General features: G+C 62.7%; 10 protein-coding genes and 1 tRNA gene. 5 read left to right on the top strand and 6 right to left on the bottom strand.

The features are described 5' to 3' along the window. Positions 1–157 precede the first annotated feature (157 nt). Positions 158–889 carry a VIT1/CCC1 transporter family protein gene (locus tag MTP16_RS13250; protein ID WP_243509427.1) on the bottom strand — a complete coding sequence of 244 codons (732 nt, stop codon included), beginning with the start codon at positions 887–889 and terminating at the stop codon, positions 158–160. A gap of 114 nt (positions 890–1,003) precedes the next feature. Here MTP16_RS13250 and MTP16_RS13245 point away from each other — a divergent pair, with 114 nt between their 5' ends. Further along, complete coding sequence (locus MTP16_RS13245; protein WP_243509424.1) at positions 1,004–1,669, top strand: Dps family protein; 666 nt, start codon at positions 1,004–1,006, stop codon at positions 1,667–1,669. Between the two features lie 121 nt (positions 1,670–1,790). Here MTP16_RS13245 and MTP16_RS13240 read toward each other — a convergent pair whose 3' ends face one another. Then, entirely contained in the window at positions 1,791–2,255 is a 465-nt protein-coding gene (locus MTP16_RS13240) for a low affinity iron permease family protein (protein ID WP_243509420.1), read from the bottom strand. A gap of 199 nt (positions 2,256–2,454) precedes the next feature. On the opposite strand from MTP16_RS13240, the gene MTP16_RS13235 reads away from it, so the two are divergent. From MTP16_RS13235 to uxuA, 3 genes are all read left to right on the top strand, one after another. Beyond that, positions 2,455–2,536: transfer RNA gene (locus MTP16_RS13235), tRNA-Leu, on the top strand. 392 nt (positions 2,537–2,928) lie between these two features. Further along, a complete protein-coding gene (locus MTP16_RS13230) occupies positions 2,929–4,359 on the top strand; it encodes a T9SS type A sorting domain-containing protein (protein WP_243509417.1) in 1,431 nt (476 codons plus the stop codon). A 218-nt stretch (positions 4,360–4,577) separates the two neighbouring features. Then, entirely contained in the window at positions 4,578–5,741 is a 1,164-nt protein-coding gene (gene uxuA / locus MTP16_RS13225; protein ID WP_243509415.1) for a mannonate dehydratase, read from the top strand. A gap of 83 nt (positions 5,742–5,824) precedes the next feature. Here uxuA and MTP16_RS13220 read toward each other — a convergent pair whose 3' ends face one another. Then, positions 5,825–7,432: an NFACT RNA binding domain-containing protein gene (locus MTP16_RS13220; RefSeq protein ID WP_243509413.1), complete on the bottom strand. Its 1,608-nt coding sequence runs from the start codon at positions 7,430–7,432 to the stop codon at positions 5,825–5,827. Between the two features lie 171 nt (positions 7,433–7,603). On the opposite strand from MTP16_RS13220, the gene MTP16_RS13215 reads away from it, so the two are divergent. Then, positions 7,604–8,050, top strand: coding sequence for a hypothetical protein (locus MTP16_RS13215; protein WP_243509410.1), 447 nt, complete (start codon positions 7,604–7,606; stop codon positions 8,048–8,050). Between the two features lie 35 nt (positions 8,051–8,085). On the opposite strand, the gene MTP16_RS13210 is transcribed toward MTP16_RS13215, so the two are convergent. The 3 genes from MTP16_RS13210 to MTP16_RS13200 form a co-directional block, all read right to left on the bottom strand. Next, positions 8,086–8,853, bottom strand: coding sequence for an MBL fold metallo-hydrolase (locus tag MTP16_RS13210; protein ID WP_243509407.1), 768 nt, complete (start codon positions 8,851–8,853; stop codon positions 8,086–8,088). 87 nt (positions 8,854–8,940) lie between these two features. Then, positions 8,941–9,327 (bottom strand): response regulator, encoded by a 387-nt coding sequence (locus MTP16_RS13205; protein WP_243509404.1) that lies wholly within the window; start codon positions 9,325–9,327, stop codon positions 8,941–8,943. Between the two features lie 55 nt (positions 9,328–9,382). After that, entirely contained in the window at positions 9,383–13,054 is a 3,672-nt protein-coding gene (locus MTP16_RS13200; RefSeq protein WP_243509401.1) for a PAS domain S-box protein, read from the bottom strand. Between the last annotated feature and the right edge of the window lie 110 nt (positions 13,055–13,164).

Here is a 13,164-nt window from a genome sequence, read left to right as displayed (position 1 = left end):
AGGGGAAATATGTTGGTTTGAATAAGTTATTGGCTGTCATCCTGAGCGCAGCGAAGGACCTTATCACGTTTGCATGGTTCGAATTACCCAAAATACTCAACGTGATAAGGTCCTTCGCTGCGCTCAGGATGACATACAGTAAGCAAAGGCTATGTCCTTACGCACCGCCGCTCACCAGCCGCGCAATGCCAAAAGCCGCCGCCGCAGCCAACGCCCCTACTACGGCCATTTTTACGGCGCCCGCCACCGCCGGCTGGCCGGTCATGCGGCTTTTGAAGTAGCCAAAGGCAAGCAGGCACGCCAGCGTGATGACCGCCGACCACAGCAGCCCCCGCGCCGGCGTATCGGTCACGAAATACGCGCTGAGCGGAATCAGCCCGCCCGCGGCGTAGGCCAGGCTGATGGTGACGGCGCTTTTGGGCGCTTGCTTGGGGTCGGGCTCTTCCAGGCCCAACTCGTATTTCATCATGAATTTCACCCACTGTTGCGGGTCAGCGGTGAGCTCGGCCACGGCCTGTTTCCGCGTGGCTTCCGATAGGCCCATGTCGGCCAGCAGCTCTTCAACCTCGGCGCGCTCCACGTCGGGCACTTCCCGCACCTCGCGGTGCTCGCGGTCGAGCTCGGCGGCGTAGTGCTCCACCTCGGTGCGGCCGGCCAGGTAGCCGCCCAGCCCCATGGCAATGCTGCCGGCCGCAATTTCGGCCAGACCGGCCGTGATGACTAGGCCCGAGGAGGCCACCGCCCCGCTCAGCCCCGCCGCCAGCGCAAACGGCACGGTGAGGCCATCGGACAAGCCGATGACGATATCCTGCAACATGGCCGAGCTGCTGAGGTGGTGTTCGGGGTGCAGGTCCTGCGGCAGCTGCGTGGCAGTGGTGGGTTCGGTCATGGGCAAGTTTTAGCGGCGGTAGCCTTAACCCGGCGGGGTGCTTTACGTACGCAGAAGCAGATTTTTTCGCTGCCGGCTCGTTCCGGTTTTCTTTCACCTCACCCGTTTCCTCCCATGGCATCCTCCGCCAAAACTGCTTCCTCCAAAGCCCCCGCCGCCCAGAAAGGGGCTGCTGGCAACGCCGGCAAAGGCGCCGGCAGCAACGCCGCCGTCGACATTCAGCCCGTGCTCAACCAGCAGAACAACGCCCCCGCTCCCACCCAGCGCTACGGCACCGTGAGCCAGCGCCTGCCCATTGGCCTCAGCGAGGAAACCCGCCAGAGCAGCGTCACCGCCCTCAACCAGCTGCTGGCCGACACCATCACGCTGCGCGACATGTACAAGAAACACCACTGGCAGGTGGTGGGCCCCACCTTCTACCAGCTGCACCTGCTGTATGACAAGCACTACGAGGAGCAGTCGGTGCTGGTCGATGCCATTGCCGAGCGCATCCAGATTTTGGGCGGCGTGGCCGTGGCCATGGCCCACGACGTGGCCGAGCTCAGCAGCATCCCGCGCGTGCCCCGCGACCGCGAAGAGGCTCCTGTACAAGTGTCGCGCCTGCTCGACGCCCACCAGCGCCTGCTGAAAAACTGCCACGACTTCGCCGACAAGGCCGACGAGGACGGCGACGACGGCACCAACGACCTCATCGTGAGCCAGCTCATTCGCACCAACGAAATGCAGGTGTGGTTCGTGTCGGAGCACGTGGTCGATTCGCCGCTGATTCAGGCCAAGTAATACTTGATGCTCTTAAGCCAAAAAGGCGGCTGCAGATACTGCAGCCGCCTTTTTGGCTTTGTAGCGGTATGGGAAATTGGTGGCTCGTGAGCGGGACGCCTGTCGTTTCCCCACCTTACGCTTATTCCGCGTGGGCCGCCTGCTTTTCGCTGTGGTTGTCTTCGGCCTCTTCCACGGTATGGGTTTTGCCCAGGTCGTTGTCTTTCTTCGCCAGGTCGGCTAGGATACAGTAGAAATCGTGCAGGGTTTTGATTTCCTCCTCGGAGAAATCCTGCGCGTTGATGAGGCGGTTGCTGGCGCCCTGCGTGGCGGCCAGCAGCTCGTTCAACTTAAGGTGCAGCACCAGCGAATCCTTGTTCTGGGCCCGTTGAATGAGGAACACCATCAAAAACGTGATGATGGTGGTGCCCGTGTTGATGACCAGCTGCCAGGTTTCGGAGTAGTGAAACAGCGGCCCGGTTATGGCCCACACCAGCACTAGGCCCGCCGCCGACACAAAGGCGGCCGTTGAGCCCGAAAACTTGGTGATGCCCTCGGCCATGCGGCCGAAAAAGGAGGTGGAGTCGGGTTTGGAGGCTGGTTTCATCGGCGGAAAGTGAGGCAAAAGGCACGAAAGCTCAACGTTGGCTTTGCAGTGGCGCAAGTTAAACCACTGAATGATGGTCAATTGATGAAAATGTGTTTCGTGCGTTTGTAAAGCCGAAAACCGCCTTCTATCTTTGCACCCGCTTCGCCACCTCAGCGACGCCGGCCTTGGGCCGAGTTACCCGGTTTAGTTGCCTTTTGCGCACGTGGTGAAACTGGTAGACACGCCATCTTGAGGGGGTGGTGCCTTCGGGTGTGGGAGTTCGAATCTCCCCGCGCGCACGCAAAACACAATGGCCCGTTCCAGCTCGTCTGGAACGGGCCATTGTCGTTTCTGGCCATGGCCACAGCCGCGACATGCTGGCTGTTCCGGGCTTGCTTATACTGCTTCCCCGTGCAGAACCTGCGGTAAATGCGCCGACCCGCCGTGCGCCGATTGGTGATTTATAAACAATCTGCTGGCTGTTCAGCCACGCCCAAAAATGGATTTTTATGTCCCTTCAGTCGCTTACCGTTGGTCGAACACATTTAACATTTAATATATTTTATTCTAAATTTTAACACGACTTTGTCCGATTTATAAATAAATCAATAACAACTTTCAATTAATTGATTTTTTGATTATATTAGTAAGGAAGTAAACGCCTCATCAGTCATGCCTTACCCTTACTACTATGAAAAAAAATCTAGTAATCTGTGCGGTGGCGGCTGTGGCCAGCGCCATGTTTCCGGTGGTCGCCATGGGCCAGTGCTCGTATGTGGCCACGGGCTCTGGGGTCATGTGTGGCCTCTCCGCGACGGCCAGCTTTGACGTGGGCAGCCCGTCGTGTTCCGTGCAACCGCTTTCCAACACGAATGCCCAGGTTGTGCTGAACTCCAACCACGAGCTCACGCTCAACAGCGACTACGTGGTGGGCGCTGGCGGCCGGTTAACGATTTCGGCTGGCCGCCTAAAGGTGCGCTCGCGCCTGACCGTGGAAGCCGACGGCCTCATTACGGTAAGCACCGGCGGCTCCATTGTGGTGGAAGACGGCGGCTCGCTCGACATCTCCAGCAACGGCACCGTGGAAGTAAAAAACGGCGGCACCATCTCGGGCGATTACGACCTGGGGGTGGGCGACGGAACGGCCTCGCAAAAGGTAACCAACCTACGGATTTTCGCGCCCAGCACGGTGACCGCAGGGGTGATGCGGGTGAACAAGGCCACCATTTCGGTGGAGAGCGGGGCTTCGCTCACGACTACCTGCAACACGATTCTGTATAACTCCAACATCGTGGCCGACGGCGCGCTGTTCATCCTGGGCAACCTGGACCTGACGCCCGGTGGTGCCAACAATACCGTCTGCGGCGCGGGCAGTGTGGCGGTGAAGGGCTGCGTATTCGGGGGCAATGGGGCCTTCAACCGCATTTCCCGAAACTGCACGAACAGCATCGGAGTGTGCGCGCAGGGCACCAGCACCGGGGTATGCAACATGGGCCCCGTGGCGGGCTCCAACAACAACGAAAGGGCTTGCGACGCGCTGGTACCGGCCTGCCCGAAGCCCTTGCCGGTGGAGCTCACGGTTTTTACGGCCACCCCGACGGCCCGGCAGCAGGTGGCCCTGCATTGGGAAACGGCGTCGGAGAAAAACAGCCAAAGCTTTGTGGTGGAGCGCTCGGCCGACGGGAAGGTTTTCCGCGACAACCGCACGGTGGAGGGCGCGGGCACCACGCAGGCCCGCACCAGCTACCACGTGGTGGACGAGCAGCCGCTGCCCGGCACCAGCTACTACCGCCTGCGGCAGGTCGATTTTGACAAGAGAACCAGTTACTCGCCCGTGCGCGTGGTGCGGCTCGGCACCAGGCAGGAACAAGGCCTTGAGGTGTACCCGGGCCCGATGGCCAACGAGTGGGTGGTGCGCAGCTCACTGCCCGTGGAGCTACTAAGCGGCCCGGGCGTGGCCTTGCGGGTGTACGACGCCCTAGGCCGGGAGCAGGCCGCGACGCTGGCCTCCGCCGAGCTGCCGGGCCGCTGGGTGCTGGGCCTGCATTCGTTGCCAACCGGCATCTACGTGGTGCGGCTACTTACCAGTGTGGGTTCGTATAGCCGCCGCATCGCGCAATAAGTGCAGTCGTTTAAAATCAAAATTTCGCCGGCTACCTGTTTGCAGCAGGTAGCCGGCTTTTTTTGCTGCGAAGCGAAAAAAGCGGGTCGGGCGCAGCCGAAGCGGGTCGCACGGGGCAGAAATCCAATCGGCAGGGTTTAGTATTGCACGCCAGATGCTGCGGCTGCACGCCGCCGGGCATTCTGCTAAACGCCATCCCCCTCTCCCCTCTTCAACACATGCCCCTCATCCAAAGCTGGCGCTGGTACGGCCCCAACGACCCCGTAAGCCTTGCCGACATCCGCCAGGCCGGCGCCACCGACGTGGTTTCGGCCCTGCACCACATTCCCAACGGCCAGGTCTGGACCGTGGCCGAAATACAGAAACGCCAGGCCGAAGTAGCCGCCGCCGGGCTCACGTGGAGCGTGGTGGAAAGCGTGCCCGTGCACGAAAACATCAAAACCCGCACCGGCAACTTCAAGCAATACATCACCAACTACCAGGAGTCGCTGCGCAACCTGGCGGCCTGCGGCATTTTCACCGTCACCTACAATTTCATGCCCGTTCTTGACTGGACGCGCACCGATTTGGCCTACGAGGTCGAGGACGGCTCCAAGGCGCTGCGCTTCGAAAAAGCCGCCTTTGTGGCCTTCGACACGCAGCTGTTGAAGCGTCGTAATGCCGCACAGGATTACTCGCCGGAGGAGTTGGCCCGCGCCGAAGCCCGCTTCGCGGCCATGAGCCCTGAGGAGAAGCAGTTGCTGCAGCGCAACATCATTGCCGGCCTGCCGGGCAGCGAGGAGAGCTTCACGCTGGAACAGTTTCAGCAGGCGCTGGATGCTTACGAAGGCATCAACGCGGCTAAGCTGCGCGAGCACCTGATTCTGTTTCTGCAGGCCGTGGTGCCGGTGGCCGAGTCGGTGGGCATCAACCTGGCCATCCACCCCGACGACCCGCCCTACCCCATCCTGGGCCTGCCCCGCGTGGTGAGCACCGCTGATGACGTGGCTGCTCTGGCCGCCGCCGTGCCTTCGCTCAGCAACGGCTTGTGCTTCTGCACCGGCTCCTTCGGTGTGCGGGCCGACAATGACCTGCCCGGCATGGTGCGTCAGTTTGCCGAGCGCATCCACTTCATTCACCTGCGCAGCACCCAGCGCGATGCCGAGGGCAACTTCTACGAAGCCAACCACCTCGAAGGCGACGTGGACATGTACGGCGTGATGCGCGAGCTGGTGCAGGCCATGCGCAGCCGCAACACCAGTCTGCCCATGCGCCCAGACCACGGCCATCAGATGCTCGACGACCTTAAGAAGAAAACCAATCCCGGCTACTCCGCCATCGGCCGCCTGCGCGGCCTGGCCGAGTTGCGCGGCCTGGAAATGGGCATCAGCCGGGGGCTGTAGCACGAGTACCCCGAAGCTCCCGCTTCGGCCCAGGCGAACATTAACCGTTCAACGAACCGAAGTGGAGCTTCGGGGTACTCATGCTACTTATCCTCGTCCCTGTCAAATGGGTTGCCGGGCTTCACCAGCACCACCCGTTCGCGCTCTACCAGCACCTGGCCGGGGCGGGCGCCCCGGGGCTTGCGCACGAATTTTTTGGGCGTGACCGTGACCGGGCACAACGTGTCGTGCTGGCGCTTGGAATACCAGCCGGCCAGCATGGCGGCGTGTTCTATCACGGGCTCGGGCACGGTTTGCCCGGCGCGGTGCCGGATGACGACGTGCGAGCCGGCCACATCCTTGGCGTGCAGCCAGAGGTCGTCTTTGTGCGCGTATTTCTGAGTCAGCAGGTCGTTGTTTTCGGCGCTCCGGCCCACCAAAATGGTAAACCCCCGGTCCTCAAACACCTTGAAGGGCAGCTCACCTGAGGTTTTAGCAGCGGTAGCGGCCGGGTCGAGGCCGTGGAGCTTGCGCCAGGCGCGCAGGCCGCGCAGCTCGGCGAGCTGCGGCTGGCTGTCCATTTCCTCCAGCCGCTCCAAGGCCGTGAAGGCTTCGGCCTCACGGCGCGCAATGCGCTCGGTGAGCTGCCGCTCTTCGATTTGCTGGTTTTTGCCTTTGCGGTAGAGGTTTTCGGCGGTGAGCTGCGGCTTTTCGTTGGGCTTGAGCTTGATGGTTTTGGGCTGGTTGGTGTAGAAATCCAGCACCTCAATCTGCTCGGCCCGCGCCGGAATTTCGTGCAGGTGGGCCATGATGAGGTCGGCGGTGTGGCGGTAGCCGGCCTCGTGGGCCAGGGCGTGCAGGCGCCGGCGTGCGTGCTCAGCGGCCGTGCTGGCCTCGTCGGCGCGGCGTTCCAATAGCTGCCGCAGCTGCTTGGTTTCCATTTCTAGGGCGCGGCGGCCCAAGGCCATGGGCACGAAGCGGCGCAGCGCGCCCACGGGGTCGTCGCCGGGCAGCGTTTCCAGCATGTCGCCCAGCGGCAGCAGGCTCAGCCGCGTGCGCCCCTCGAATTGGATGATATAATAGTGCGCCGGCTTCTCCAGTTGGGCCAGAACCTGGTTCACCAGCCGGGTCCTGGCATCGGGCAGCGCCTGGTCGTAGCCCTGGGTGCGCAGGTAGCGCAGCGGCAGGTCGGCCAGCGGCGGGGGAAGTTTCTGAACCGCAGATTCTGCAGATTGAACGGATTGCGCAGATTCAGACGACTGTGGGGCGGGTGAGGCGGCGGGTTGCGGTTTTAGGTCGGCATCGGCCAGTAGCTTTTGCTGGAAAAGCTGCGCGGGCGCGTCAGGCGCGGTGCGAAAAATGGCGTTCGGGCGCGGGCCGTAGAGCTTGAACACCAGCCGCGCCCCGCTGCGGAAATTCACTTGCAGCACCCGGTCCTGCGGCCAGACGGCCACGCTTTCCACCTGCTCGCCCAGCAGGGCCGGAAACAAATCCACGGAGTTGGCGCGGGCCCGCTGGAAGGTTTCGGGCAAAGCCAGCGCTGGAAATGTAGCGCCCAGCTGTGCTTTCAGCCAGAATTCCTGGCTGCCGTTGCTGAGGCCAACCACCAGCTCGTCCTTTTCCTGCGTGAAGCACACGGCCACGCGGAAGCCCCGCAGCCGCTCGGTGAGGGCCGGGGCCAACTGGCGCAGGAAGTAATAGTTGGTGTGCATGAAGCGTTACAATTAGCAGGAAGTCAGCGGCCTGAATTCAAACAGCAAAGGCCGGCGCAGAAAAGTTGTGGAAATTTAGGCGAGTGCGTGCAACGAGTTTGGGTCCGAGGTGGTCAAGCACACCGCTACGCCATACTTAGCATTACGCCCCTCCTTTCAATTCAGTATTTCATGAGCAAGCATTTCCTTTTCGCTGCCCTAAGCCTCAGCCTGTTTGCCTGCAAAAAGAACGATGCCGAAAGTCCCGCAGCTGTTGCCGCCGGGTTCAGCCAGGATTTCGCTTTGCTTTACCGGCAGCAGGCCAGCTTGCCGCAACCTGCTCAGCCCGAACTGACCATCACCGTAACCGACCTTCAATTCAGCATTTGCCCCCGCAATGCCAACTGCTTCATGGCCGATTACGCCAGGCCTACGCTTCGCATCACCGACGCCCAGGGTGGCACTCAACAGCTAACCATGCCCGTCATCCTGGGCTCGAGAAGCGCCGACTGGATTGATACGACCAGCGTGCGCGCCAATGGCCGACGCTACGTGCTTACCTATCTGAAATGGCAAGTGCCAGGCGACTACCACGCGGCCACCAAAGAAAACATCAAGCTCACGTTTCGCGTGGACTGATAGCGCAGCGGCCGTCGCCTACGTCGGCCCTCGGCTTACACCTCCATCACCAGCCCATCATACGCCAGCCGCACCCAGGCCGGTAGTTCGGCCTCCACATCCTGGTGGCGGCCCAGTTGGTGGCTGATGTGCGTGAGAAAAGCCCGCTTGGGCTGGGCTTCTTCCAACACCGCCAGGGCCTGGGCCAGCGTGAAGTGCGAAATGTGCTCCTCCCGGCGCAGGGCGTTGAGCACGATGACGTCGGCGTCGCGCAGCTGGGCGCGGGTTTCGGGGCCGAGGTGGTTGGCGTCGGTGAGGTAGCAGAAGCCGCCGATGCGGAAGCCCAGCACCGGCAGGCGGTGGTGCATGGCCCGTAGCGGCAGCACGGATACGCCCTGCACGTCAAACGGCACATCGTCGCGCTCGATGGGGTGCAGCGTTACGCGCGGCACGCCGGGGTATTTGTTCTCCGCAAAAATGTAGGCAAACTCCTGCTGCAGCTGGCGCAGCACGCGCGGCTCGCCATACACGGGCATGTCGGTTTGCTGCCGGAAGTTGAAGGCCCGGATGTCGTCGAGGCCGGCCGTGTGGTCTTTGTGCTCGTGCGTGAACAGCAGCGCATCGAGATGGGTGATGCCCGCCCGCAGCATCTGCTGCCGGAAATCGGGCCCAGAATCAATCACGAAGCTGCGCCCGTCCACCTGCACGTGCACCGACACGCGCAGGCGCTTGTCGCGGTGGTCGAGCGAGCGGCACACGGCGCAGGTGCACCCAATCATGGGCACGCCCGACGAGGTGCCCGTACCTAAGAACGTTACAACCATTTTATTGAGTAAATGGGTGAATGGGTGAATGGGTGAACGGCCGCGTGCGCATTCACCCATTCACCCATTCGCCCATTCACCAATTGGTTAGCCCACGTATTGCTTCACCACGCGCACCAAGGCGTCGAAGTCCAGCGGTTTGGGCAGGTAGTCGGTCACGCCGGCCTCGCGGAACTGGTCCATCGAGTAATTGTTGGCGTTGCCGGTGATGGCGATGATGGGCAGCTTGTTGATTTTGGGGTCGGCGTGGGCCCGTATTTCGCGGGTGCACTGCATCCCATCCTTCACGGGAATGTTGATATCCATCAGCACGCAATCGACGGGGTTGCTTTCGATTTGCTTCAGCACCTCGCCGCCGTTTTTTGCCAGCACGATTTTGTACTTCTGAAGTTCAAGAATTTTGCGGGTGAGGTTGAGAATCACCGAGCTGTCCTCAGCAATCAGAATGGTTTTGGATTGGTTGTCGACGGACATGAGCGTGGGGTTGGGGTGGTTTTAGTGGTAGAAAACAGGAGAAAGTGAGGCCGTATTACACGGCCGAAGTACTGGTGGCTCGCTCCACGGCGCCGGGGTATTCGGCTATGAACTGTGCAAAGTAATACTCCAAAAGTCGAAAGCCCGCCGCCGCGTCGTCGGTCCGGCCTTCTTTGAGCTGGTGCTCGAGGTGCCGGGCCTGAGCCGCCAGCGCCACGCCGCCCAGCGTGGCGGCGGTGCCTTTGAGCTGGTGCAGCATGGGCAGCAGGTCGCGGAAGTGGCCTTCGGCCGCCGTGGGGGCCGCGTCGCGCAGCAGGTCGCCGGCCTCCTGCTCGAACTCCTGGTACAGGTCGGAGGTAAACTCGGGGCCGCCGAGCTCCACCAGCTGCCGCAAAATGGCTTCGTCGAGCGTGGGCTCGCCAGCCACTTCGGGCGAAGGCGTGGGCAGAGCGGCTGCGGCCGCGTCGGGGGCCGTGCCAGCGGGCGCTTCGGCCGGGCGGGTGTTGCGGGGGCGCAGCCAGCGGTGCAGCACCTCGTAGAGGTGGCGGCTTTTCACGGGCTTGCCCACGTAGTCGTCGAGGCCCTGGCGCATGAAGCGGCCGGCGTCTTCCTGCATGGAATAGGCCGTCATGGCCACCACGGGCGGGCAGTTGCCGCCCAGCAGGCGCCGGATTTCGGCGGTGGCGGCCACGCCGTCCATGTCCGGCATCTGGATGTCCATGAAAATGATGTTGTACTCCGCCCCGGGCGTCGTCACCATGGCAATGGCCTCGGGGCCGCCGCCGGCCACCTCCACCTCGCAACCCAGCTTGGTGAGCAGGCGCTGGCCCACTTTCTGGTTGATGGCGTTGTCATCGACGAGCAGCACGCGCGGCGCAGCCTCGAAGGGCTGCGCCGCGGGCTCGCGCACGGGTGCCGAGGCCGGCGCGTCGCTCGCGGGCGCCTCGCGGGCGCTGATGGTGAACCAGAACACCGAGCCCTCGCCCTCGTCGGAGAGCACGCCGATTTCGCCGCCCAGCAGCTCGGCCAGCTGCCGGCTGATGCTCAGGCCCAGGCCCGTGCCGCCGTAGGCCTTGCTGGGGGTGGTATCGAGCTGGGTGAAGTTGGTGAAGAGCAGGCTGGCGTTGTCGGTCGAGATGCCGATGCCGGAGTCCTGCACCGCAAAGCGCAGGGTGTGGTGCTCGCCGTCGGTGCTCACGCTGCTCACCACAATGGCCACCGTGCCCTCGTTGGTGAACTTGATGGCGTTGGCCACCAGGTTGCTCAAAATCTGCAGCAGGCGCACTTCGTCCGTAATCACGAAGCGCGGCGTGTGCGGCGTGATGTGGTAGGTGAAGCGGATGTGCTTCTGCTCGGCCCGGTAGATGAACAAGGCGCGGATGCGCTCCATCACGGCCTGCAGCTCGATGGGGGCCTCGTGAATCTGCAGCTTGCCGGCCTGGATTTTCGACAAGTCCAGGATGTCGTTCAGGATGGTGAGCAGGGCGTCGGAGCTCTTGCGCAGCGTGTCCACGTAATCGAGCTGCTCGTCGGTTTCCACCGTCTGGTCGAGCAGGTCAATCATGCCGATGATGCCGTTCATGGGCGTGCGCAGCTCGTGGCTCATGTTGGCCAGGAACTGCGTTTTGGCTTCCAGGGCGGCTTCGGCCTCGTCTTTGGCCAGGCGCAGGTCGTCCTGCATCTGGCGGATTTCGGTCACGTCGCGGGCAATGCCTTCGGTGCCGTACAGGCCGGAGTCGTCGGCATCCTCTCCTTCGGGCGGCGTGGCCATGCGGGCGTTCACCAGCACGCTCACCGGGTAGCCGTCCTTGTGCCACATCTGGGTTTCAAAGTTGCGCAGGCCGCCGCTGCGCATGGTTTCCGCGTTGGCCCGGTCCAGGTCCTCCGCGTCTACGAAATAATCCCGCACCGGCTCGCCGATGACTTCCTCGGGCTCGTAGCCCAGGACCTCGCGTACCGAGGGGCTGACGAGGGTGAGCAGGCCTTCGGCGTTGGTGCGGTAGTAAATGTCCTGAAACGACTCGAAGATGTTGCGGAACTTCTCCTCCTGCTCCTCCAGCGCCAGCTGCGCCCGCTTCTGCTCAGTGATGTCGTGGGCAATGGCCGAGATTTCATCAAACGAGCCGTCGCCCAGGTAAATCGGGTTCAGGTGGATGTCGGTCCACACGTCGTAGCCGCGGGCGTCGCGCAGGCGCATCTCGAAGCGCTGGGCCTGGCCCTTGGCGGCCGCGTTGTAGTGGTGCACGAAAATATCGCGCTCCAGCTCGGGCATATTGGCCAAATCGGCCTCCCACAAGTTGAGGCCGCGCACGGGGTAGGTGCCGTTGCGCCGCAGGAACAGGGCCGCGTAGTTGCGGTTGAAGTTCATGAGTTGGGCGCGGGTGTTCACCGTCCACATCACGTGCGAGCCGCTCTCGAAAATGGCGTTCAGGCGGGCCGTTTGCTTGCCAATCTGCTCCTCATTGCGCTTGCGCTCGATGGCCAGGGCCACCTGGTTGGAGATGAAGTGCAGCACGTCGAGGTCGCCGGGCGTGTAGGCGTCGGCGCGGGTATAATCCTGCACGGCCAGCACGCCAATGATGCGGTCGCCAATGCTCAGCGGCGAGGCCAGCATCACCTCCGGCACCAGGCCGTGGGCAGCCACGGTGCCGCTGCGCACCAGCTGCTGAAAGTCGTTGTGGGTGAGGTAGCGCGGCTGCCCGCCGGCAATGATGTACTCCGACACGCCGTTGCCGAACGGCAGCGCGCCTTTGGGCCGATGCTGGGGGTGCTGGTCGACGTGGTAGGCAAACTGCAGCTGCGTGCGGGCGTCGTCGCAGAGGGCAATGAACAGGTTGCTCGTCTCGATAATCTTGCTCAGCTCGCGGTGGATGGCCCCGTAGAGGCTGGGCAAGTCCTTGGCCGAGATAGCCAGGTTGGCAATACTGTAGTACACCTTCTGCAGCCGCTCGGCCTTGATGCGGTCGGTGATGTCGTGCAGGATGGCGCGGCTGCTCACCGGCTGGCCCTCCTCGCGCACCACGCTCATGCTCCCGATGAGGTGCACCGGCTTGCCCTGATTGGTCAGAAACACGGTTTCGACCTTGTTCACCGGCTCTCCGTCATACAGGTTGCGCAGCTGATAGAGGAGCTTGGCCTTATAATAAGGATGCACCACATCGGCCAGGGTGCGGGTGGCCAGTTCGGCGTCGGTGTAGCCCAGCTTTTCCTTCCAGGCCTTGTTCACGAACAGGAAGCCGTTATCGGCGCTCAAGTGCTGCACCAGGTCCTGGGCGTTGTCGAGGAAGTCCTGCAGGTGAGTGCTGTCGCCGGCCAGGGCCGGGCTGGGCGCGCTCAGGCTGGGCAGTTCGTGGCCGGCCATCCACATGCCGGTCACGTTGCCGGCGGCGTTGTGGGTGAAGCCCGCTTGCCAGCGCAGGGGGCGCAGCTGGCCGCTGCGCGTGAGCAACGTTTGCTCGTAGCAAGGGGCCAGCGCTTGGTGGTCGATGCTTTCGAGGAAGTCGCGCTTGCGCACTTCGCGCTCGGGCTGGGGCGCCAGCATCTGGTAGAAAAGCTGGCCCAGCACCTTGTCGCGCGGATAGCCGGTCAGGGCCAGAAACGCTTCGTTGACTTCCACGATGGCGCCCTGCCGGTCGGTCAGCAAATACACCTGCCCCAACTGGTCGAGCAACGCGGCCAGCGGCGGCGCCACGGGGCGGGTTGAAGAAGCAGCCGAAAATGAAGCCATACAATAACGCGTCCTGCGAGTTGAATTTCCTGCTAATATAGCCTGCGCCGGGCCGGGCCGCGGCGTAAATTTGGCCAAAATAAATTAACGACTAACGCGGAACGGCCCTG

It is taken from the genome of Hymenobacter monticola, from assembly GCF_022811645.1.
GTDB lineage: Bacteria > Bacteroidota > Bacteroidia > Cytophagales > Hymenobacteraceae > Hymenobacter > Hymenobacter monticola.
Note: the sequence above shows the minus strand (reverse complement) of the source record. Positions and strands in the feature narration are given on the sequence as shown.

Bases quoted from the DNA above. Each gene is read 5' to 3' on its own strand.
- MTP16_RS13205 (WP_243509404.1), bottom strand. From the start codon at position 9,327: ATGTCCGTCGACAACCAATCCAAAACCATTCTGATTGCTGAGGACAGC.
- MTP16_RS13250 (WP_243509427.1), bottom strand. From the start codon at position 889: ATGACCGAACCCACCACTGCCACGCAGCTGCCGCAGGACCTGCACCCC.
- MTP16_RS13230 (WP_243509417.1), top strand. From the start codon at position 2,929: ATGAAAAAAAATCTAGTAATCTGTGCGGTGGCGGCTGTGGCCAGCGCC.
- MTP16_RS13220 (WP_243509413.1), bottom strand. From the start codon at position 7,432: ATGCACACCAACTATTACTTCCTGCGCCAGTTGGCCCCGGCCCTCACC.
- uxuA (WP_243509415.1), top strand. From the start codon at position 4,578: ATGCCCCTCATCCAAAGCTGGCGCTGGTACGGCCCCAACGACCCCGTA.
- MTP16_RS13245 (WP_243509424.1), top strand. From the start codon at position 1,004: ATGGCATCCTCCGCCAAAACTGCTTCCTCCAAAGCCCCCGCCGCCCAG.
- MTP16_RS13210 (WP_243509407.1), bottom strand. From the start codon at position 8,853: ATGGTTGTAACGTTCTTAGGTACGGGCACCTCGTCGGGCGTGCCCATG.
- MTP16_RS13240 (WP_243509420.1), bottom strand. From the start codon at position 2,255: ATGAAACCAGCCTCCAAACCCGACTCCACCTCCTTTTTCGGCCGCATG.
- MTP16_RS13215 (WP_243509410.1), top strand. From the start codon at position 7,604: ATGAGCAAGCATTTCCTTTTCGCTGCCCTAAGCCTCAGCCTGTTTGCC.
- MTP16_RS13200 (WP_243509401.1), bottom strand. From the start codon at position 13,054: ATGGCTTCATTTTCGGCTGCTTCTTCAACCCGCCCCGTGGCGCCGCCG.